This is a genomic window from Immundisolibacter cernigliae (assembly GCF_001697225.1).
In the GTDB taxonomy this organism is placed as follows: Bacteria; Pseudomonadota; Gammaproteobacteria; order Immundisolibacterales; family Immundisolibacteraceae; genus Immundisolibacter; species Immundisolibacter cernigliae.
Map to the genome: position 1 here is coordinate 1,210,858 of NZ_CP014671.1, position 21,465 is coordinate 1,232,322.

Below are 21,465 nucleotides of genomic sequence, written 5' to 3' on the forward strand. Positions count from 1 at the left end.
AAGGCTTAAGCGGGCCTTAACGCAGAGCCCGCATGAATCCATCAAGGATCGTTCGACGCCCGCCGCCGGGAAAAATTCTTGTATGAGCGGGCCATGCCCGCGACTGCAATGATCCGGGCCTGTGTGGCGCTCTGGAATGACCCCTGGTCCGTTGTGGCATCCCGACGTGCGTCTGCGTCGATTCCGACCGTGCATGTGCGCTCCCGGCCCTGCGGTCGCGGGCATGGCCCGCTCCTACGAAATGCAGGTCATCCCCTTGGAGCACGGCTTCGCTGCGCGATGACCGCCGGCACGGAGCTGATCCCCGCCGCGGCGGGGCTCCCAAGGTTTCCGATGGCTGGCTTTGCGGCCGGTGATTTCGGCAGCCCGGCCCCGCGCTGTGCCGCATCCAACGGCGATTCGGGCCCCGGCGGTCCGGTTAAGGCGCCCTTAAGCCGCGCGCTCTAGTGTGGCCGGCGTTATCAGGCGATCACGCCAGGAGCCACCGGTATGCAAAGTTGCGCGAACCGTGCCGAGCTTGCCGTCGGCAACCGCCCGGCGGCGCTGTTCGATGTGCGTCTGTACCCACCGGATCGGCCCCGTGCCGGCGTCGAGGACTACATCGCGCGCCGCTACGCGCAGTGTCATGACGCCCGCGTCAGCGGCTTCATGCCCTGGCTGCTGGCCGCGCAGCGGGGGGAGACCTTCGCCTCGGCCCTGGGCTTTCGGCCGGCCGGCGCCGGCACGCTGTTCCTGGAGCGCTACCTCGAGAGCCCGATCGAGGGCGCGATCGCCTGCGCCATGCGCCAGCCGGTGCAGCGCGGCAGCGTGGTCGAAATCGGCAACCTGGCGGCCACCAGTCAGCGCGCCAGCCGCCTGCTGATCACGCTGCTGGTGGAGGCGCTCGGCCGCCGCGGTTTGCGCTGGATCGTGTTCACGGCCACCCGACAGGTGCGCGAGCTGATCCGGGACATGGGCTTTGCGCTGCGCGTGCTGGCCCCTGCCGATCCGGCGCGGCTGGGCCAGGAGCGCGCGGCCTGGGGCCGCTATTACGACGCCGAACCGATGCTGACGGTGGGCGATCTGGCCATCGGCGGCCGGCTCATACGGCGCCAGCCGGCGCTCGCGGCGCAGCTTGCCGGCTACGCGGATGCGCTCGATGTCATCGCCGCTGCGCCGTGGTGAATCCGCTGCCGCATTCGACCCTGTGGCGGGAACTGCTGCGCCGCGCCGCGCTGCAGCCCAGGGCGCCGCTCGTGAACGGTTCATCCGAGGCGCTGACCGCGCACGAACTGGTGGCGGCCGTGGAACGCGCTGCAGCCACCCTGCAGCGGGCCGCAGTGCGCACCCTGGCGCTGCGCGCCGACAACGGCCCGGCCTGGATCGTCATCGACCTGGCCTGCCAGCAGGCGGGCGTGCGTCTGGTGCCGCTGCCGCTGTTCTTCGCGCCGCAGCAGCTCGCCCATGTGTTTGCCACCGCCGGCATCGATGCCCTGGCGGCACCGCGACCGGACTGGCCGGGCAGCCCGCTTGCGGGCGCCGCACAGGCGGCCGGTGAACTGGCCGGCCTGCCACTGTGGCGCCTGGCGCCCGGGCCGGCACGGATGCCGTCTGGAACGGCCAAGATCACCTTCACTTCCGGCTCGACCGGCACGCCCAAGGGCGTGTGCCTGTCCGCCGAGCACCCGCTGCGGGTGGCGCAGTCCCTGGCCGAAATGATCGCCCTGCCCGGCGTGCGCCACCTGTGCCTGCTGCCGCTGGCGACGCTGCTGGAGAACGTCGGCGGCGTCTATGCGCCGCTGCTGTCGCGCGGCAGCGTGGTCGTGCCGGGCCTGGCCGAGCTTGGCCTGCATGGCAGCAGCGGCGTGGATGCCGCCGCGCTGACCACGGCCATCGATCGCCACCGCCCGCACAGCATGATCCTGGTGCCGCAGCTGCTGCAGGCCCTGGTGGCGGCCATGCAGCGCGGCTGGCGGGCGCCGGCCTCGCTGCGCTTCGTCGCCGTCGGAGGCGCGCGGGTGCCCGTGTCGCTGATCGTCGCCGCGCGCCGCGGCGGCCTGCCGGTATACGAAGGCTACGGGCTGTCGGAATGCGCCTCGGTGGTGAGTCTGAACACCCCCGCAGCCGACCGGCCCGGCACTGCCGGCCGGCCGCTGCCGCATCTGCGGCTGGGCGTGCGCGACGGCGAGCTGACGGTTTCCGGCAGCAGTTTTCTGGGCTACCTGGGCGCGCCGGAAAGCTGGCGCCCCGAGCGGGTTCACACCGGCGACCTGGGCGGCCTCGACGCGGACGGCTTCGTGCAGGTCCAGGGCCGGCGCGACAACCTGATCGTGACCAGCTTCGGCCGCAACCTGAGCCCGGAGTGGGTGGAAGCCGAGCTGCTGGCCGGCCCGCTGCTGGGGCAGGCGGTGCTGTTCGGGTCCGCTCGCCCGCACTGCGTGGCCCTGCTGTGGCCATGCGACACCGGCACGCCCGACGCGGCCATCGACGACTGGCTGGCGGCGGTCAACGCGCGCCTGCCGGACTACGCGCGCATCCACGCCTGGCATCGCCTGCCCGCGCCGCTGTCCGCGGCCGACGGGCTGCTGACCGGCAACGGCCGCCCGCGGCGGGACGCCATCGCCCGCCACTACGCGGCGCAGATCGCCGCGCTGTATGACACCCAGGAGCTGTGCACGGAATGAGCTTTTATCAGCAACTTCAGGACCGGACCGCCACCCAACGCGCCGAACTGCTGGCGGCGCCGATCCTCGGGCGCGCCCTGCGGGGCGCAATCCGGCGCGCCGATTACGTCGCCTTCCTGACCGAGGCCTACCACCACGTCAGGCACACCGTGCCGCTGCTGATGGCGGTCGGCGCGCGGCTGGCGGACGACAAGGCCTGGCTGCGCGCGGCGGTGGTCGAATACATCGGCGAGGAATTCGGCCACGAGGAATGGGTGCTGGACGATCTGGTCGCCTGCGGCGTCGACCGCGACGCGGTGCGCCGCTCGACGCCCGGCCCGGCCACCGAACTGATGGTGGCCTACGCCTACGACACGGTGCAGCGCGTCAATCCGCTCGGTTTCTTCGGCATGGTGCAGGTGCTCGAAGGCACCAGCGTCGCCATCGCCCATAACGCGGCCAGCGCGATGCAGCAGGCACTCGGCCTGCCGGACGCCGCCTTCAGCTACCTGCGCTCCCACGGCGCCCTGGACCAAGACCACGTGGCGCTGTTCGAGGGCCTCATGAACCGCATCGAGGCGCCGGCGGAGCAGGCCCTGATCATCCACGCCGCCGGCATGTTCTACCGCCTGTACGGGGACATCTTCCGCAGCCTGGATGCACCGGCCACGTTGAGCGACCCGGCGCAGGTGGTGTCATGGACCTGAACGGCAAAACGGCCGTGCTGACCGGTGCCGCCGGGGGCATCGGCAGCGCGATGGCCGAGGCGCTGGCCGGCGCCGGTGTGCGCCTGGTGCTGGTGGGCCGCAACGCGCAGGCGCTGCAGGCGCTCGCCGGCCGGCTCGGCGGCCAGCACCTGACCGTCACCGCGGACCTTGCCAGCGACGAGGGCCGGCAGCGCGTGCAGCGCTGCTGCGCGGCGCTGCCGGACGGCATCGACATCCTCATCAACAACGCCGGCATCAGCGCCTTCGGGTCGTTCGACGCACAGACACCGGCGCTGCTGACCGAACTGCTCACCACCAACCTGCTGGCGCCGATGCTGCTCACCGGCCAGCTGCTGGCGCTGCTGCGGCAGGCGCCGCGCGGCCTGATCGTGAATGTCGGCTCGGCCTTCGGCGCCATCGGCTATCCGGGCTTCGTCGGCTACAGCGCGAGCAAGTTCGGCCTGCGCGGCTTCAGCGAGGCCCTGCGGCGGGAACTGGCCGACAGCAGCGTCGGGGTCCTGCACCTGGCGCCGCGGGCGACCGCCACGGCCATCAACGACGCGCGGGTGAACGCCCTGAACGCGGCGCTCGGCAACCGCATCGACAGCCCTGCCGTGGTGGCCGATGCCCTCGTGCGGCAGCTGCGCAGCGAGCGGCCGCGGGCCGGCATCGGCCGCCCGGAGCGGCTGTTCGCGTTCCTGAACGGCCTGCTGCCGGGCCTGCTCGACCGCGCGCTGGCCCGGCAGCTGCCGGTCATCCGCCGCATCCTTGCCCCCTGACACTGGAGAAGCACATGTCACGACGCATTGCCTGGACGCTGGCCACCTGGCTGCTGCTGATCAGCGGTCGGGCGCTGGCGAACGACGCGCTGCTGACGGAGCTCGCCGAGCTGCAGCAGCGCTGGGCGGTCGCCAATTACGAGCTGCGCGACAAGCCGCGCGTGGCCGCCCTGGTGCTGCTGGTGCAGGACGCCGAGGCGCTGACCGGCCGCCACCCGCAGCGTGCCGAGGGCTGGATCTGGTCGGGCATCATTCGTTCCACGCTGGCCGGCGCCAAGGGCGGACTGGGCGCGCTGGGTATCGCCAAGGCCGCCAAGGCCGATCTGGAGCGGGCGATGGAGATCGACCCGGCGGCGCTCGACGGTTCCGCCTACACCAGCCTTGGCACGCTGTACTCCAAGGTGCCCGGCTGGCCGGTCGGTTTCGGCAACGAAAAGAAGGCGCAGTCGCTGCTGCAGGAGGCCCTGCGGATCAACCCGGACGGCATCGACGCCAACTTTTTCTACGGCCAGTTCCTGTTCGAGCACGGCCACCGCGCCGAGGCGGAAACCTACCTGCAGCGCGCCGCCAAGGCAGCACCGCGCCCCGGCCGGGAGCTGGCCGACCGTGGGCGCCAGAAGGAGATCGCCGAGCTGCTGGCCAAGGTGCGCGCAAAATGAGCGCGCTTCGGGGCTGAGTTACGGGACATTCGGGTGCGGCTGCTGCTGGTGGAAGATGACGCCTCGCTGGCGGCCGGCCTGAGCCTGGCGCTGCGCAACAAGGGCTTTGCGGTCAATCACGTGACGCGCGGCGATCACGCCCTGCACGCGGTGGCGACCGACCCGCCGGACCTGATCGTGCTCGATCTGGGCCTGCCGGACATGGAAGGCCTCGAGGTGCTGCGCACCCTTCGCGCCGGTGGCCAGCGACTGCCGATTCTGGTGCTGACCGCCCGCGACACGCTCAGCGACAAGGTGGCCGGGCTCGATCTTGGCGCCGACGACTACCTGGCAAAGCCGTTCGAGATGCCGGAACTCGAAGCCCGCATACGCGCATTGGGACGGCGCCTGGGAAGCGCCGGCAGCAGCCTGATCACGCTCGGCGACCTGCAACTGGACACCGCCTCCATGCAGGTGCACAGGGCCGGCGTGCCGGTGGATCTGTCGCGCCGCGAATATGCCCTGCTCAAGGCCCTGCTCGAGAACAGCGGCAAGGTGCTGACCCGCGAGACCCTGGAAGGCAAGCTCTACGGCTGGGACGAGGAGGTGGCCAGCAACACGCTGGAGGTGCACATCCACCACCTGCGCCGCAAGCTCGGCCAGGACCTGATCAGGACCGTGCGCGGCGTCGGCTACTGCCTGCGTCTGCCGTGAGCTCGATCCGCTCCTACCTGCTGATCGCCGTGCTGTCGGCGATCACGTTGACCAGCTTCGTGGCCGCGCTGTACGGCTACCGGGCCGGCGTGGCAGCCGCCGATGCGCTGTTCGATGCCGAGCTGACCAACGCCGCCATCCTGATTTCGACCCTGCTACCCGCCCAAGCGCAGGCCAGCGACCCGGTACCGGCACTGCCGTCGAGCGAGGTCAGTTTCCAGGTCTGGAACGACGCCGGGCACTTGTTGCTGCGCTCGGCCAACGCGCCGCAAACACCGATGGCGCCCTTCGAACCGGGCCTGCGGGCCGACAATTTCGGCGGCCATCGCTGGCAGATACTGGTCCGCCGCGAGCCGGCGGCCGGGCACTGGGTGATGGTGGCGCAGCGCGCCGATACCCGCTACCTGCTGGCCGACAGCGTGGTGCGCGAATCCCTGCTGGCACAGCTGGCGGCGCTGCCGGTCAGCGCCGTGCTGATCTGGCTGATCGTCGGGCACGGCCTGCGGCGGCTGGACCGCCTGGCCGGCGCGCTGCGCAGCAAGGCCGCTGACGACCTGGCGCCGCTGCAGCTTGCCGAGCCGCCGACGGAACTGGCAGTCATCGTGTCGGCCGTCAACGGCCTGCTGCAGCGGCTGGAGCAGTCGCTCGGCCGCGAGCGGCGCCTGACCGCCGATGCCGCGCACGAGCTGCGCACGCCGATCGCCGCCCTCAAGGTGCACCTGCACAACCTTGCCGGGCGCCTGCCGGCGGATGATCCGGTGCTGGTCCGGCTGCATGCCGACACGGCCCGCCTGGAGCACCTGATCGCGCAGATACTGCTGCTGTACCGCATGGCGCCCGATCAGTACCAGGCGCGCATGGAACCGCTCGATCTGACCGAACTGGCCCGTGAACAAATCGCCGCGCATTACCCGCAGTTCGAGCACAAGCAGCAGGACGTCCGGCTGGAGGGCGAAGGTCAGACACTGGTCGGCGACCGCTTCGCGCTGGCCACGCTGCTGCAGAACCTGCTGGTGAATGCCAACCGCTACACGCCCGTCGGCGGGCACATCCGGGTCAGCTGCGGCCCGCTGCCCGGCGGTGGGGCGCTACTGCAGGTCAGCGATTCCGGTCCCGGCCTGCCGGCGGCCGAGCACGAGCGCGTGTTCGACCGCTTCTACCGCCAGGTCGGCGCGCGCCACAACGACCCGGCCGGCAGCGGCCTTGGGCTGTCCATCGCCCGCCTGGTGGCCGACCTGCACGGCGCGACGATCCGCTTCGCTGCCTCGCCCTTCGAAACCGGCCTGACGGTCAGCGTCGAATTCCCGGCCCGGAGGAATGCGTGATCCGGCCGCCGCCATGCCGCCTTCCGGCCGGCATCGCGCGCGGGCTGGCGATCCTGGTCTGCCTGCTCGCTTGCACACCGCTGGCGGCGCAGCCGCCGACCTATGACATCAACATCCGCAATCACCTGTTCGAGCCGGCGGAACTGACCATTCCGGCCAACACCAAGGTGCGCCTGGCGGTGCACAACCTGGACCCGACGCCGGAGGAGTTCGAGAGCTGGGAACTGAACCGCGAGAAGGTGATCCTGGGCGGCCAGACGGCGACCCTGTTCGTCGGCCCGCTGCCGCCGGGCGAATACCCGTTCTTTGGCGAGTTCAACCCCAAGACCGCTCAGGGCCGGCTGGTGGTGCGATGAACTCGCCGTTGCTGGACAGCGTCGTGGTGGTGCTGCGCGAGGTACTGGAATTCTCGCTGCTGGTCGGCATTCTGCTGGTGGCGGGCCGCTGCGCCGCGCTGCGCGCCCGCTGGCTGGTGCCGGCCCTGCTTGCCGGCCTGGCCGGGGCCGGCCTGTACGGGGCGCGCCTGCGGGTGGTCTCGGCCTGGTTCGATGGCGTCGGCTACGAGGTGGTCAACGCCGGCCTGCAGATTCTGGTGTACGCGCTCATCCTGGCCGTGATCGGCCTGTGGGTGCGCAGCCGCCACCGCGAACCGGCGCGGGCGCTGCCGTGGGTCATGGCCGGCGCCGTGGCGCTGGCCGTCACCCGCGAGGGCTCGGAGATATTTCTGTATTTCTCCGCCTTCATGGGCCGGCCGCGGGCCGTGCCGGATTTGCTGATCGGTTCGGTGCTGGGCATCGGCGTCGGTTTCAGCATCGGCGCCCTGCTCTACTACCTGCTGCTGGCGTTCCGGCGCCCGGTCACGTTTGCGCTGACGGTCGGGTTGCTGGCCCTGGTCGGCGCCGGCATGTGGTCGCAGGCCACCATGCTGCTGGTGCAGGCCGACTGGCTGCCGGCATCGCAACCACTGTGGAACAGCTCCGCCTGGCTGCCGGAAAGCAGCCTGCTCGGCCAGCTGCTGTATGCCCTGATCGGCTACGAGGCCACACCCGGCCCGTGGCAGGTGGGCCTTTACGGCGCCAGCATCCTGCTGGCGCTGGGCGTCGCTGCCGCGGCCGCTCGTGGCGGCGGCATGGTGCGCCATTCCCGCCGGAGACCGCCCCGATGAACGCACGCCACGACAGCCTGTGCCGGCGGCGGGTGATCGGCGCCTGTACGGCGGCGATAGGCCTGATGGTGTCAGCGTCGGCGTGGGCCGACGGCGCCCAGGTCGACACCGTCTATCACCCCTACGTGCAGCCCCTGGAGCGGGACATCGAACTGCGCCTGGTGTCCGAGCAGAACAGCCGCACGCGCGGTGACGGACAGACCTGGCGCCTGGGCTATGGCCAGAGTTTTTCCGCGCGCGGCTTTGCCGAGCTGTACCTGGTTGCCGATCGACCGGCCGGCGAGGACCTGCACGTGAGGGCCTACGAGTTGGAGACCCGCTGGCAGCTGACCGAACAGGGCCAGTACGCGGCCGATTGGGGCCTCATGGGCGAGTTCGAACACGCGCGGGACCGGGACGCCCAGGAATTCGCCGTCACGCTGCTGGGCGAGCGGCAATGGGGAAGCTTCGTGGGCACCGTGAACGCCTCGCTCGGCTACGAATGGGGGGACGACGTGCACAGCGAAGTGGAAACCGGCCTGGCCCTGCAGGGCGCGTACCGCTACTCGCCGCGCCTGCAGCCGGCGCTGGAGTTCCACGCCGGTGAGGATCTGCGCGCGCTGGGCCCGGCAGTGCTGGGCACCGAGCGGCTGGGCATCGGGCGCAAGCTGCACTGGGAGGCCGGGCTGGCATTCGGCCTGGACGCTGCGAGTCCCGACGTGTCGGTGCGCGGCAAGCTTGAATACGAGTTCTAGCGCGCGGTGATCGCCCGGCGGCAATGCTCCCCTGTAGGAGCGCAGCTTCGCTGCGTGATGATCGCCCGGCAGAGCCGGGCTCCTACAATTCCGCTGCCGGCTTCGATCAACGGTCAGGCCCCGTCGCCCAGAAACGACAGCCGGGGCGGCTGATCCCCCTCCGGCCCGAATTCCTCGCGCCGCGGCACGAACACGCTGACCAGAACCACCTCGTCGGTCAAAAACTCGCCCAGGTGCTCCTTGAAGGCCGGGATCAGGATGGTGTCGCCGGCCCGCAGGACGATGTCCTCGCCGTCGATGTGCAGCTTGCACTCGCCCGACAGCATGATGGTGACCTCCTCCTCGTGACAGTTCAGCTGCGTCGGCAGGTCCGCCGCCGAGCGCATCTTGTACAGCGCCACCGAGCAACTCTGCCCGTGCAGGTGCTTGAACTCGAACTTGCCGGGAATCACCGTTTGCAGGCGGTCGTCGTCGTGGCGCAGGACGCGGGCTTTGTGGGTCATCGCAGGGTCTCTCCGTGGCTAAGGTGCCGAACGGCCGTTTATCCCCCGCCAAGCGCCTCCCGGTAAAGGGCGCGGTGGTATCTTCAGCGGCGCGTCGCACCCCAAAAAATGCCACCGAGGAGGCCAATCCCATGATTCCCTACACCCGCAGCGAAGCCAAAGCCTGGGCCCGCGCCCACATGATCGAATCCACCAACGCCGTGCCGACGCCGTTCAAGGCCGATTTCAGCCTGGACCTGCCGATGCTGGCCAGCCACGTCGACCGCTGGGCCAACGACGGCCTGTACGGCCTGATGACCGGCGGCAACACCGCCGAGGCCTGGAACATGACGCCCGCCGAGTGGTGGCAGTACAGCGAGACCGTGGCGCAGGCCAACCGCGGGCGCATGATGCTGACCGCGGTCATCCTGGACCCCTCGCCGTTCACGGTGCTGGAAAAGGCCCACCGCCTGGCGGAACTGGGCTACCACCTGATCGAGGTCATCAACCCGGTCATCCAGCTGCGCTCGGACGCCGACCTGTACGGTTTCTACAAGTACCTGTCCGACCACAGCCCGCTGGGCATCGTGCTCTACAACACGCCGACCGCCGGCGTGGTCCTGAACCACGGCCTGCTGAACCGCCTGGCGGACCTGGAAATGGTGGTCGGCATCAAGAACGGCCTGCTGAACCCGGCCGACACCATCGCGCTGCGCAAGCTGACCGGCGACCGCATGGTGGTCACCGAGCCGATGGAGAGCTTTTACCTGTGGGACGCCCTCGTGCACGGCGGGCAGTGCCTGTTCGGCACCGCCGAGTACGCCATGTTCGGCAACAAGCGCGGCACGCTGGTCAAGTGCATGGAGCTGGCCAACGCCGGCAAGTTCGATGAGGCCCTTCCGCTGTACCGGGAGCTCGACCCGATCCGCGACCTGATGAACGACGTGTTCGTTTGGAACATCGTGCGCAAGAACCAGTACTCGCTGGCGCCGATCAAGTACTGGTACGAGCTGCTGGGCATGCCCATGGGGCCGTGCCGCCCGCCGCTGGAGCCCTACGCCGACGAGGCCATGAAGACCCTGATCCGCGACACGCTGCTCAAGACCGGCGTCATCGACGCCGCCCAGGCCGCCGCCGCCTGACATGCCGGTTTTTGTAGGTTGGGTTAGCCGCAACGCGGCGTAACCCAACAAATGCCACCGTTTCACCCGTAGGTTGTTGGGTTACGGCCGCACCTGACCCAACCTGCAAAACGCAAGGGCCGTCCATGCCGAACGCCTTCGACCCCATCCTCGCGCCCGCCCGCATCACCGCCATGACCGACGCCGGCCTGTGGCGCAGCCGCCTGCTGACCGACGTGCTGGACGAGGTCGCGGACCGCCACCCGGACCGCCTGGCCGTGGTCGACTACAACAGCGTCACCGGCGCCGCCACGCGCCTGTCGTACCTGCAACTGAAGCACCGCGCCGACCGCATCGCGCTCGGCCTGATCGGCCTGGGCATCGAGCCGGGCGACGTGGTGGCCTTCCAGCTGCCCAACTGGTGGCAGTTCATGGCGCTGCACCTGGCGTGCCTGCGCATAGGCGCGGTCAGCAACCCGCTGATGCCGATTTTTCGCGAGCGCGAGCTGTCGTTCATGCTGGAGTTCGCGCAGGCCAGGCTGCTGGTGGTGCCGCACCGCTTCCGCGGCTTCGACTACCCGGCCATGCTGGCCGGCCTGCGCGGCAAGCTGCCGCATCTGCAGCGCGTGCTGGCGGTCGGCGACGATGGGCCGGACGGCTTCGACCGCGTACTGCTCGAAACCCGCTGGGAAGACCAGTTCGAGGCCGATGCCGAATTCGCCCGCCGCCGGCCGGACCCCAACGCCGTCATCCAGCTGCTCTACACCTCCGGCACCACCGGCCAGCCCAAGGGCGCCATGCACACCTCCAACACGCTGATGGCCGGCGTGCGGGCCTACGCCGACGGCATCGGTCTGACCGGCGAGGACGTGTGCTTCATGGCCTCGCCGCTGGCGCACCAGACCGGCTTCATGTACGGCCTGATGATGCCGCTGGTGCTGGGCACGCGCGTCATCCTGCAGGACGTGTGGGACGCCACGCGCGCCTGGGACACCATCCAGGCCGAACGGGTCAGCTTCTCCATGGGCGCCACGCCGTTTCTGGCCGATCTGGTCAACGCGCCCAACGCCCCGGCCCCGGCCGACTGCCGCCTGCGCCAGTTCGTCTGCGCCGGGGCGCCTATCCCGCGCGTGCTGGTGCAGACGGCCACCGAAAAACTCGGCCTTGGCGTGATCGCCGCCTGGGGCATGAGCGAATGCGGCGTGGTCACCGTCACCCGCCCGGACGATCCGCCGGACGCCGTGTTCAGCAGCGACGGCCGGGCGCTGGACGGCATGGCCGTGCGCGTGGTGGACACCGCCGACCAACCCGTGGCACCCGACACCGAAGGCCGCCTCAAGACGCAGGGCAGTTGCCTGTTCGTCGGTTATCTCAAGCGTCCGGAAGCCTACGCCGTCGACGCCGAAGGCTGGTTCGACACCGGCGATCTGGCCCGCATGGACGCGGCCGGGTACATCCGCATCACCGGCCGCGCCAAGGACATCATCATCCGCGGCGGCGAGAACATCCCGGTAGCGGAAGTCGAAGACCTGCTCTACCGCCACCCGGCCGTGCAGGACGCCGCCGTCGTCGCCATGCCCGACGCGCGCCTGGGCGAGCGGGCCTGCGCCTTCGTCAGCGTGAAGGCCGGTCAGTCATTCGACTTCGACGCCTTGACCGCCTGGTTATCCGAAGCCGGCATGTCCCGCACCTACTGGCCGGAGCGCCTGGAAATCGTGCCCGACATGCCGCGCACCGCCAGCGGCAAGATTCAGAAATTCGAACTGCGGGAGCGGGCGAAGGGTTTGGGTGGGTAAGGCGGCTAATCACGGCTTTTGTTCCGCGCCGACCGCCGCGCGGCCCACGGAATACCGCGAGTCCAGAGGCGTATATTTCACCTTGGCGGGACGAGAGCTGACACAGTTACACTTCACTCATTGACCAAGACACGGTGACATCCATGGCCAGAGCAGTGAAAGAGATCGAGCGAGAAATCCGCGAGCTCAGCTCTGAAGATAAAGTCGAGCTGATCCGTACGCTCATAGCCGACCTCGACGCCCCCGCCGACGCAAATGTCGAGCGTGCCTGGCTGGAAACCTCACAGCGGCGCTATCGCGAGCTCGTCGAAGGCAAGGTCAAGGGCGTGCCAGGCCCCCTGGTTTTCGACCGGCTTCGAGAACGCCTGGGCGGGTGAGATACGAATTCCACCCGGAAGCGGAGCTGGATCTGTACGAAGCTGCTTCGCGCTACGAATCGGAAGTGCGCCATAATGTGAAGGCTTCATCCGGTGCAATGCGGCTCCGCCTTATTACATCCTACGCGCTATGCATCTACTTGGATGCCGGATATACACCTGACAAGGGGCCTATTTCACGTTTGTATTTTGGAGACCGCAGTGCTCGTTGTATTTGACACAAACGTGTGGATCGCGGATCTAGCGCTAGCGTCCAACGTTGGTAGCGCTGTCCGCTTCTACCTCCGAGAACGGAAAGCACGTATCGGCCTTCCGGAAGTGGTGAAGCTCGAAACAGAGTTTCATCTACGCACAACGTTAAGGAAACGCTGATCAATCCCCCGAAACCAGCGCTATGGACATGACGGCGCTGACGCGTGACCGCCCCTGGGGAAAAACGGCCCGTTTTCGGGTGTGGATCGGGCCAATGTGCGTGTTCTGGCCGGATATTCCGGTTTTGGGCTCCCTCAGGACGCACGGAGGGTGTGCCGCGCCCGAAGGCGCCAGCCGGCAATCACCACGTTGGCCAGGCCGAACAGCGTGAACAGCTGCGCCTGGTTCTTGGCCAGCCCCCGGTAACGCGCCTTGCGGTGCTTGAACAGGTTCTTGATGATGTGAAACGGATGCTCGACCTTGGCCCGCAGGCTCGCCTTGACCTGTTCGATCCGTTCCTGCAGGCGGCCCAGCGCGTCATCGGGCAGGGCCCGGCGCACGCCCGGGCGCAGCGCCACGTGCCAGGTGACCGGCGTGTCCCGATTCTCCGGGCGCTTGGCTACGCCCTGGTAGCCGGCATCGCCCAGCGCGTCCGTTTCCTGCCCGTGCAGCAGGGCGTGCGCCTGGGTCACGTCGTTGACGTTGGCCGGCGTGGTCAGCACCGTGTGCACCAGCCCCGAGTCCAGGTCGACCCCGATGTGCGCCTTCATGCCAAAGTGCCACTGGTTCCCCTTCTTGGCCTGATGCATGTCCGGATCGCGCGCCCGGTCGCGGTTCTTGGTCGACGGCGGGGCGGCGATCAGCGTCGCATCCACGAGGGTGCCCTCACGCAGCAGCAGGCCCTGGCGGGCCAGGTGATCGCGAATCGTCTCGAAGATCACCCGGCTCAGACCCTGATCTTCCAGCAGGCGGCGGAACTTCAGCAGCGTGGTCGCATCCGGCGCCGCCTCGCGGGCCAGGTCGATGCCGATGAAGCAGCGGATGGCGTGGCTGTCGTACACGGCGTCCTCGATGCCCTCGTCCGACAGCCCAAAGCACTGCTGCGCCACGTACATGCGCAGCATGCGCGACAGCCCCAGCGGCGGGCGGCCCGGGCCCTTGCCGGCCGGGTAGAACGGCGCCAGCGCCGCCTCCAGCTGCGCCCACGGCGTCACCGCCTGCAGCTGCGCCAGGAAGCGCTCGCGGCGCGTCTGCTTCTTCTTGCCGGCGTACTCGAGGTCGGAAAAGCTCGTTTGCATGACGTCTGCTCACCACCGCTGCGGACCAGGTCACATTGTCTCAGGACCAAGGTCTCATGCCTCCAACGGGAGGGAATAAATCAGCGTTTCCTTAACCGATCACATTGACCGGATTAAATCGAGTCACAGCCAACTTCTTACGATCTTTGGCCGTCTGAAGGAAGTCGTCCTCCCCGGCGCGGAAGATGTTGAAACACTGGTCAGCAAAGTCTTTTCTAACCTCGGCGTAGAAATTCGGGAGTTTCCGTTCACCAGCGAGAGTGCCAAAGCATCCCTGATACGTACCGTGCGAAAGATCCCGCCCAGCGACAAAGGCCAGCAATTCAAGGACTGCGTACTTTGGGAAGATTGTATGCTCATGCTCCGCAGCGAGCCTGTATTTCTTGTTACAAATGACCGCGCGTTCTACAAGAACAGGGAAACAAAGCAGGGCCTTGCTGAAGAGCTACAGCAGGAGCTTTCTGACTCCTCCAATGAATTTAGAATTTTTTCCTCCTTGCATGATCTATTGGCTGAGATTCGCACTGATATAAGCGTACCACCTGAATCGCTTATCAAGGCGTACTTTGCCGCGCACGGCGATGAACTTAAAAGCCTTGCGGAAAGGACTTCCTTCGTGCTCGCCGGGGAACCTACGGCGAACATAGATTTTTTCGCGACAGAGAAACCATCGCATCTGTACGTCACTTTCTCGATCGAGCTGCCCTGTTCTGATGCTACGAGTGAAGGAAGAACCGGAGCGAAGATTGTCGCTGAAGGAGAAGCCACCTTTGATTCAGAAATTAGAACGTTCTTGAACCTATCGACTCGTGACGAGAAACTGCTTTATGAAAACCCGGATGGAACAGAGACGGCAATTTATAAAATTAGCATAGGCATCGGGAGAGCGGTGATCGGCCACCGAACAGTCGAGCACTCGGTAAGGTACAAACTATGACACTAAATGCTTACGTTGCCGTGCGGCGGACAGTCACAAGCGGCGCTTCGCCTGCCTGTGCCTGCCGTTGATGACAGCGCGCCGAGGGCGCAATAAGCGCAACGCATTGCGCCGTATTGTTTTCGAGCCGAGCGGCGTGGACATGGCGAAGGTTCCGATCGCGATCCGGCGGGTTACGGCTTCGCCTAACCCGCCCTACGTGAACTGAGGCAACGTGCGAAGACGCACGCGGCTCAACAATGACATTGGCGCGTAGGAGCGCGCCGTATGAAGGCTCCCTCCGGTGCAATGCGGCTTCGCCTTATTGCACCCTACCGGGCTATTTCACGCCAGCTGGCACGAGAGGTCCAATCCGCTCGTAGTTGAACTCGAATCCGTCTTGTTCTAGCGATACCAAGGAAAACTTGGTTGACAGTGATTTCGCTTCTCGATCAAACTCCGCGATGAGGAAGTGACCGCCGATAGTTTTGAGGACGACCTTATCCGCCTTCTCGCCGATAACCATGAAGTCGCGTTGCGTTTTGGCTTCATAGCCTCCAGCGAAGTAAGCAACAAATGACAGAGCCAGCAGGAGGGCTAGAAACAGAAACGTTCTTCGCCCTATAGCGTTAGCTACTAGATCAATAAGATTATCGAGTTCCAGTTCCTTCTTGTTTTGAGCCTCAAGTTTATTCACGTAACCTTCAGTACTCCTTTGCGTTAGGAGCGGAAAAATAAACTCACCGAAAGCGATTGGAACAAAGAAAGCACCGGCGAAAGTCAAGAACTGCACCAACGTAAAGTGGGCAACTAATGCGTAGCCAGCAGTCACAATCAATGGAATGCTCGCCCTAAGTATCGCGTCTCGAATTGGCCTTGCGACCCCGCTCAATAGCATAAACAGGGGATCAGCATATAAATTGATTAGCGCTAATGCCCCCACCATTCCAATGGTCGCCACCAAGATATTCAAAATGCTGATTTCTATAAAAAAGGACGGGATATAAAAGTATTTGCAGTACCCCGACTCGTACAAAAACGCAAACCAGTACCCGGCCGCTGGGACACCGGCAATCACAAGGCCTTCAGTTAATCCAAATCGCTGCTCAGTCATTAGATTTCATCGACATAACGTTTGAGGTCACCGGCCGCCGGAGCCCGGAGTGCGCGTAGGGCGCAATACCCTGCGGCTATTGCGCCCTACGCACTGCGCTGCTGAAAACGCTGAATGCTTCGGTGTTTCATTATCGATTTCGCCAGCCGGGCTTGCGCCGTTCCGCGAAGGCCGCCAGCCCCTCGCGCAGGTCATCGCTCGCCAGGACCTTTTTCCAGATTTCCGGCGCCGCGGCGGCCCAGGCCTCACGCGGGTTGTGCAGTGTGAATTTCATGCCCTGTTCCGCGCCGGTGGTGGCCAGCGGCGCGTTTTTGGCCACCCGGGCGGCCAGCGTCAGGGCCGCCGGCATCAGCTGCGCGTCCGGCACCACCTGATTCAGGAAGCCGATGTCGAGCATGTGGCTGGCCGGGTACGGGTCGGCCGTCAGGCTCAGTTCGAGCGCCCGGCGGTAGCCGACGGTTTTCCACAGGTCGAAGTAGGAGAAATTCGGCACGCCGACGGCGGCCTCGGGCATGCCGAATCGGGCGGATTCGGCCGCGACGATGAGCGAACAGGCGTGCGCCAGCGCCAGCCCGCCGCCCATGCAGAAGCCGTTGACGGCGGCAATCAGCGGCTTGCGTTCCCCTTCCAGGGCGTCGAACAGCGGTTTCAGGTGGTCGATGGCGCCGACCCAGTCGCCGCCGTCGGCGCTGCCAAGGCGCATGTTTTCCAGATCGCCGCCGGCGCAAAAGGCCTTGCCGGCGCCGGTCAGAATGCCGACCCAGGCGTCCGGGTCGGCCTGAAACCGGCGCAGACCTTCGACGATGGCGCCGCACAGGCCGGCGTTCAGTGCGTTCATCTTGTGCGGCCGGTTCATGGTCAGGATCGCCACGTGGTCGGCCCGCAGCTCGTAGGTCAGCAGTTCGTCTTGCATGGTGTCCACCTGCGGCAGTGCTCCGGACATCTAGTCGGACTCGATTCTGCAGCATCAACGATGGGGGCACGCACGCTGCGCACGATTGCCGGGTCGCGAGTCCCACCATGAGGCAGCAAGATCAGCGGCTGTAGGAGCCCGGCTACGCCGGGCGATCATCGCGCAACACAGTTGCGCTCCTACCCAGGTTTTTCCAGGTGGCGGGCGCTGAGAAATCCAGGATGGATTTATTCAGCGCTTCCCAAGGGCCAGTGCCCGACTTCGCATCGCGCGAGCGGGGAGCCTCATGCCCCTTCGAGCGAACACTACCGGCGGCAGCCGGCGCCATTCGCGCGCGGCCGGAATTCCTACCGGCCGCGCTCCATGCGGCGCAGGATGGCCGCTTCCAGCGTGGCGCGGTCGGCCTTGACCGGCTTGAGGTCCGGCGCGCTGCGCAGGGCGATGTCCGGGTCCTTCAGGCCGTTGCCGGTCAGGGTGCAGACCAGCGTCTTGCCGGCCGGGATGCGGCCGGATTGCAGGTCGCGCAGCGCGCCGCCGATGGACGCCGCCGAGGCCGGCTCGCAGAACACGCCTTCTTCCATCGCCAGCAGTTTCTGGGCGGCGAGGATTTCGTCGTCGGTCAGCGCCGCGAACCAGCCGCCGGATTCCTGCTGCGCGGCGATGGCCTTGTCCCAGGACTGCGGGTGGCCGATGCGGATGGCGGTGGCGACGGTCTCCGGCTGGTCGATGGGGTGGCCGGCCACGAACGGCGCCGCGCCGGCCGCCTGGTAGCCGGCCATCACCGGCAGGTGGCAGCGCCCGGCGGTGTGGTATTGCGTGTAGCCCATCCAGTAGGCGCTGATGTTGCCGGCGTTGCCGACCGGCAGGCAGTGGTAGTCGGGCGCCCGGCCAAGCGTGTCGACGATCTCGAAGGCGGCGGTTTTCTGCCCCTGCAGGCGGTGCGGGTTGACCGAGTTGACCAGCGTGACCGGCGCGGTCTGCGACAGTTCCTTGACCAGCGCCATGCCGTCGTCGAAGTTGCCGGCGATCTGCAGCACTTCGGCGCCGTGGATCAGCGCCTGCGCCAGCTTGCCGAGCGCGATCTTGCCTTCCGGAATCAGCACAAAGGACACGATGCCGGCGCGCGCCGCGTAGGCCGCCGCCGAGGCCGAGGTGTTGCCGGTGGAGGCGCAGATGATGGCGCGGCTGCCCTCGTGTACCGCCATGCTGACGGCGGCGGTCATGCCGCGGTCCTTGAACGAGCCGGTCGGGTTCAGGCCCTCGAACTTGACGTAGATGTCGGCGTCGACACCCAGCCGGCGCGGGATGTTGCGCAGGCGGATCAGCGGCGTGTTGCCTTCCAGCAGGCTCACCGGCGCGACGCCGGCCGGCAGGTCCAGCCAGTCGTGGTAACGGGCGATCAGGCCCTCGTAGGCGCTCATGTCAGTGCTCCAGGTGGTCGAGGCGCAGGCTCACCACGCGGCCGTCGATGCTCGGCAGCGCCTCGATGCGGGCGATGGCCTCGCGCACGGCGCGCTCGCGCACCGTGTGGGTGAGCAGGATGACCGCCACGTGGCTCTCGCCGGGCGGCGGTTCCTTTTGCAGGATGGCCTCGATGCTGATGTGCTGATCGGCCAGGATGCGCGTGACGTCGGCCAGCACGCCGGGGCGGTCGAGCGCGGTCAGGCGCAGGTAGAAGGCCGTCTCGACCGCGTCGATCGGCAGGATCGGCAGCGCCTGCAGGCGGTCGTGGTGGAAGGCCAGGTACGGCACCCGGTGTTCGGGGTCGATGGTCAGCGCGCGGGCGATGTCGATCAGATCCGCCACCACCGCCGAGGCGGTCGGCCCGGCGCCGGCGCCGGCGCCGTAGTAGAGGCTCTGGCCGAGCGCGTCGCTGTCCACCAGCACGGCGTTGATCACGCCGTCCACCTGCGCCAGCAGATGCCGCTGCGGCAGCAGCGTCGGGTGTACGCGCAGTTGCACGCCGCGCTCGGTGCGCCGGGCGATGCCCAGCAGCTTCAGGCGATAGCCGAGCTGGCCGGCGTAGTCCACATCCATGGCCGAAAGACCGCGAATGCCCTCCACGTGCACCTGGTCGAAGCACAGCGGCATGCCAAAGGCGATGGCGGCCAGGATGGACAGCTTGTGGGCGGCGTCCACGCCGTCGATGTCGAAGCTCGGGTCGGCTTCGGCATAGCCCAGGCGCTGCGCGTCGGCCAGCGCCGTGGCGAAGTCCAGGCCCGCGTCGCGCATTTGCGTGAGGATGTAGTTCGACGTGCCGTTGATGATGCCGGCCAGGCCCTGGATGCGGTTGCCGGCCAGGCCCTCGCGCAGGGTCTTGATGATGGGGATACCGCCGGCCACGGCGGCCTCGAAGCCGACCGCCACGCCGGCGCGGCGGGCGGCTTCGAAAATCTCGTTGCCGTGGTGGGCGATCAGCGCCTTGTTGGCGGTGACCACGTGCTTGCCGGCGTTGATGGCGGCCAGCACCAGCGCACGCGCCGGCTCGATGCCGCCGATCAGCTCGGCGACGATGTCGATTTGCGGGTGGTGGACCAGCTCGAAGGGGTCCGCCAGCAGCTGCACATTCGCGGCCTGTGGGCCACGCGGGCGACCGGCATCGCGGACCGAGGCGTGGGTAACCCTGATTGGCCGCCCGGCGCGGCGGGCGATTTCGTCGCCGTTGCGGGCCAGCAGTTCCAGCGTGCCGCCGCCGACCGTGCCCAGACCCAGCAGGCCGATGCGTACCGCGTTCATGCGCCCGCCTGCGCCGGCTGGGCCTCGCCGCCACGCAGCATGCGGCGGATGGAGCGCACCGCCTGGCGCGTGCGGTGTTCGTTCTCGATCAGGCCAAAGCGCACGTATTCGTCCCCGTATTCGCCAAAACCGATGCCCGGCGACACCGCCACATGCGCCTCGGTCAGCAGGCGCTTGCTGAATTCGAGCGAGCCCAGCGCCCGGTACGGCTCCGGAATGCGCGCCCACACGAACATGGTCGCCTTGGGTTTTTCGACCGCCCAGCCGGCGGCGTTCAGGCCCTCGCACAGCACGTCGCGCCGGCTCTGGTACATGGCGGCGATCTCGCGCACGCAGTCCTGCGGGCCTTCGAGCGCGGCGATGGCGGCCACCTGAATCGGCGTGAAGGTGCCGTAGTCCAGGTAGGACTTGATGCGCGCCAGCGCGCCGACCAGGGTCGGGTTGCCGCACATGAAGCCGACCCGCCAGCCTGGCATGTTGTAGCTCTTGGACAGCGTATAGGCCTCGACCGCGATGTCCTTGGCGCCCGGCACCTGCAGGATGGACGGCGCCTTGTAGCCGTCGAACGCGATCTCGGCGTAGGCCAGGTCATGGATGACCCAGATCTCGTTCTCGCGCGCGATGCGCACCACGCGCTCGAAAAACTCCAGATCCACGCAGGCGGTGGTCGGGTTGCTGGGGAAGTTCAGCACCAGGAACTTGGGCCGCGGCCAGCAGTTGCGGATGGCGTTTTCCAGCTCCTCGAAAAAATCCAGCCCCGGCAGCATCGGCACGTGGCGGATGTCCGCACCGGCAATCACGAAGCCGTACGGGTGGATCGGATAGGTCGGGTTGGGCACCAGCACGGCGTCGCCCGGACCGACGGTGGCCAGCGCCAGATGGGCGAGGCCTTCCTTGGAACCGATGGTGACGATGGCCTCGCTGTCGGGGTTCAGGTCCACGTCGTAGCGGCGCTTGTACCAGGTACAGATGGCCCGGCGCAGGCGCGGGATGCCCTTGGAGACCGAATAGCGGTGCGTGTCGCCGCGGCGGGCCGCCTCGATCAGTTTCTCGACGATGTGCGGCGGCGTCGGCTGATCGGGATTGCCCATGCCGAAGTCGACCACGTCCTCGCCACGCTGGCGGGCCTGCGCCTTCAGCTCGTTGACGATATTGAACACATACGGCGGCAGGCGCTCGATGCGCGGGAAGCTGTCCTTCATGGAACGTCCGGGCCGGGAGGCTTGGGGGGCAGAGAAGTGCCGGTACGCGCACGCAACGCCGGTGCGGGTCGATAATCCGGACCGTCGGGTGCGTCATCGGAAGGGCCGAAATTCTAAATGAAAATCCACATCGAACGAGGCGCCACCTACCGCGTGCAGGCCTACGATGCCCTCAGCGTGGCGGTGGCGCGTGGCGAAGCGGTACAGACGCTGACCGCCCCTGCCCTGCTGCAACCGGATGTTGCCCCGGCCGAATGGGCCATCGCGCAGGCAACTGCGCAGGCACCGCCGCCGCTGGCGGCCTTCGAGGCACTGCTGGAGCACGCACCCGAGCTGGTGCTGTACGGCAGCGGCGCGCGGCTGCGCTTTCCGGGCGCGCAGGTGATGCACCTGTTCCACGCCCGCGGCATCGGCTTCGAGACCATGGACACCTTTGCCGCCTGTCGCACCTACAACGTGCTGAGCATGGAAGGCCGGCGCGTGCTGGCGGCGCTGCTGATCGGGCCGGCAGTCGGCGGATGACATCTGAACCATCACTGAGTGGTCGCACGACTTTCTCGCCTATCGCCCTGCGGGCAGGGCGCGAGTAGCCGGTAGTCCGTGGCAACTTGCAC

22 protein-coding genes are annotated in these 21,465 nt (G+C 67.4%); 15 read left to right on the top strand and 7 right to left on the bottom strand.

The window, feature by feature from the left end:
* Positions 1 to 489 precede the first annotated feature (489 nt).
* The 10 genes from PG2T_RS05770 to PG2T_RS05815 are packed head-to-tail and all read left to right on the top strand — an operon-like array spanning position 490 to position 8,704.
* Positions 490 to 1,164: a thermostable hemolysin gene (locus PG2T_RS05770; RefSeq protein WP_068803368.1), complete on the top strand. Its 675-nt coding sequence runs from the start codon at positions 490 to 492 to the stop codon at positions 1,162 to 1,164.
* Positions 1,158 to 2,663 carry an AMP-binding protein gene (locus PG2T_RS05775; protein ID WP_145931015.1) on the top strand — a complete coding sequence of 502 codons (1,506 nt, stop codon included), beginning with the start codon at positions 1,158 to 1,160 and terminating at the stop codon, positions 2,661 to 2,663. The genes PG2T_RS05770 and PG2T_RS05775 overlap by 7 nt, the downstream gene beginning before the upstream one ends.
* Entirely contained in the window at positions 2,660 to 3,349 is a 690-nt protein-coding gene (locus PG2T_RS05780) for a TenA family transcriptional regulator (protein WP_068803370.1), read from the top strand. Before PG2T_RS05775 ends, PG2T_RS05780 begins: the two co-directional genes overlap by 4 nt.
* The gene (locus tag PG2T_RS05785; protein ID WP_068803372.1) at positions 3,340 to 4,128 is read left to right on the top strand and encodes an SDR family oxidoreductase; all 789 of its coding nucleotides are present in this window, start codon (positions 3,340 to 3,342) and stop codon (positions 4,126 to 4,128) included. The genes PG2T_RS05780 and PG2T_RS05785 overlap by 10 nt, the downstream gene beginning before the upstream one ends.
* Before the next feature lie 14 nt (positions 4,129 to 4,142).
* Positions 4,143 to 4,787 (top strand): tetratricopeptide repeat protein, encoded by a 645-nt coding sequence (locus PG2T_RS05790; protein ID WP_068803374.1) that lies wholly within the window; start codon positions 4,143 to 4,145, stop codon positions 4,785 to 4,787.
* 33 nt (positions 4,788 to 4,820) lie between these two features.
* A complete protein-coding gene (locus PG2T_RS05795) occupies positions 4,821 to 5,480 on the top strand; it encodes a response regulator (RefSeq protein WP_068803375.1) in 660 nt (219 codons plus the stop codon).
* Entirely contained in the window at positions 5,477 to 6,805 is a 1,329-nt protein-coding gene (locus PG2T_RS05800) for an ATP-binding protein (RefSeq protein WP_068803377.1), read from the top strand. Before PG2T_RS05795 ends, PG2T_RS05800 begins: the two co-directional genes overlap by 4 nt.
* A complete protein-coding gene (locus PG2T_RS05805) occupies positions 6,802 to 7,161 on the top strand; it encodes a cupredoxin domain-containing protein (protein ID WP_202816439.1) in 360 nt (119 codons plus the stop codon). The genes PG2T_RS05800 and PG2T_RS05805 overlap by 4 nt, the downstream gene beginning before the upstream one ends.
* The gene (locus PG2T_RS05810) at positions 7,158 to 7,970 is read left to right on the top strand and encodes an FTR1 family protein (protein ID WP_068803379.1); all 813 of its coding nucleotides are present in this window, start codon (positions 7,158 to 7,160) and stop codon (positions 7,968 to 7,970) included. Before PG2T_RS05805 ends, PG2T_RS05810 begins: the two co-directional genes overlap by 4 nt.
* Positions 7,967 to 8,704, top strand: coding sequence for a hypothetical protein (locus tag PG2T_RS05815; RefSeq protein WP_068803381.1), 738 nt, complete (start codon positions 7,967 to 7,969; stop codon positions 8,702 to 8,704). The genes PG2T_RS05810 and PG2T_RS05815 overlap by 4 nt, the downstream gene beginning before the upstream one ends.
* 113 nt (positions 8,705 to 8,817) lie before the next feature.
* Here the strand turns inward: PG2T_RS05815 and PG2T_RS05820 are convergent, their stop codons facing one another.
* Complete coding sequence (locus PG2T_RS05820; protein ID WP_068803383.1) at positions 8,818 to 9,207, bottom strand: cupin domain-containing protein; 390 nt, start codon at positions 9,205 to 9,207, stop codon at positions 8,818 to 8,820.
* Positions 9,208 to 9,338: 131 nt separating this feature from the next.
* Here PG2T_RS05820 and PG2T_RS05825 point away from each other — a divergent pair, with 131 nt between their 5' ends.
* The 3 genes from PG2T_RS05825 to PG2T_RS05835 all read left to right on the top strand — a co-directional run bounded on the left by PG2T_RS05825 (position 9,339) and on the right by PG2T_RS05835 (position 12,480).
* Complete coding sequence (locus tag PG2T_RS05825) at positions 9,339 to 10,328, top strand: dihydrodipicolinate synthase family protein (RefSeq protein ID WP_083214798.1); 990 nt, start codon at positions 9,339 to 9,341, stop codon at positions 10,326 to 10,328.
* A gap of 125 nt (positions 10,329 to 10,453) precedes the next feature.
* Complete coding sequence (locus tag PG2T_RS05830; protein WP_202816440.1) at positions 10,454 to 12,103, top strand: AMP-binding protein; 1,650 nt, start codon at positions 10,454 to 10,456, stop codon at positions 12,101 to 12,103.
* 143 nt (positions 12,104 to 12,246) lie between these two features.
* The gene (locus PG2T_RS05835) at positions 12,247 to 12,480 is read left to right on the top strand and encodes an addiction module protein (protein ID WP_068803385.1); all 234 of its coding nucleotides are present in this window, start codon (positions 12,247 to 12,249) and stop codon (positions 12,478 to 12,480) included.
* A gap of 506 nt (positions 12,481 to 12,986) precedes the next feature.
* Here the strand turns inward: PG2T_RS05835 and PG2T_RS05840 are convergent.
* Entirely contained in the window at positions 12,987 to 13,970 is a 984-nt protein-coding gene (locus tag PG2T_RS05840; protein ID WP_068802296.1) for an IS5 family transposase, read from the bottom strand.
* Between the two features lie 286 nt (positions 13,971 to 14,256).
* Between PG2T_RS05840 and PG2T_RS16020 the strand changes: the two genes are divergently transcribed.
* Positions 14,257 to 14,907 carry a hypothetical protein gene (locus tag PG2T_RS16020; RefSeq protein WP_145931016.1) on the top strand — a complete coding sequence of 217 codons (651 nt, stop codon included), beginning with the start codon at positions 14,257 to 14,259 and terminating at the stop codon, positions 14,905 to 14,907.
* A gap of 319 nt (positions 14,908 to 15,226) precedes the next feature.
* On the opposite strand, the gene PG2T_RS05845 is transcribed toward PG2T_RS16020, so the two are convergent.
* From PG2T_RS05845 to alaC, 5 genes are all read right to left on the bottom strand, one after another.
* A complete protein-coding gene (locus PG2T_RS05845) occupies positions 15,227 to 16,000 on the bottom strand; it encodes a hypothetical protein (RefSeq protein WP_068803387.1) in 774 nt (257 codons plus the stop codon).
* Positions 16,001 to 16,130: 130 nt separating this feature from the next.
* The gene (locus PG2T_RS05850) at positions 16,131 to 16,943 is read right to left on the bottom strand and encodes an enoyl-CoA hydratase/isomerase family protein (protein ID WP_083214799.1); all 813 of its coding nucleotides are present in this window, start codon (positions 16,941 to 16,943) and stop codon (positions 16,131 to 16,133) included.
* Between the two features lie 317 nt (positions 16,944 to 17,260).
* Positions 17,261 to 18,334 (bottom strand): threonine synthase, encoded by a 1,074-nt coding sequence (gene thrC / locus PG2T_RS05855; protein WP_068803389.1) that lies wholly within the window; start codon positions 18,332 to 18,334, stop codon positions 17,261 to 17,263.
* Between the two features lies 1 nt (position 18,335).
* A complete protein-coding gene (locus PG2T_RS05860) occupies positions 18,336 to 19,649 on the bottom strand; it encodes a homoserine dehydrogenase (RefSeq protein WP_068803391.1) in 1,314 nt (437 codons plus the stop codon).
* Positions 19,646 to 20,851, bottom strand: a complete 1,206-nt coding sequence (gene alaC / locus PG2T_RS05865; protein WP_068803393.1) for an alanine transaminase — start codon at positions 20,849 to 20,851, stop codon at positions 19,646 to 19,648. Before alaC ends, PG2T_RS05860 begins: the two co-directional genes overlap by 4 nt.
* Positions 20,852 to 20,968: 117 nt before the next feature.
* On the opposite strand from alaC, the gene PG2T_RS05870 reads away from it, so the two are divergent.
* The gene (locus tag PG2T_RS05870) at positions 20,969 to 21,373 is read left to right on the top strand and encodes an Mth938-like domain-containing protein (protein WP_068803395.1); all 405 of its coding nucleotides are present in this window, start codon (positions 20,969 to 20,971) and stop codon (positions 21,371 to 21,373) included.
* Positions 21,374 to 21,465: the final 92 nt, after the last annotated feature.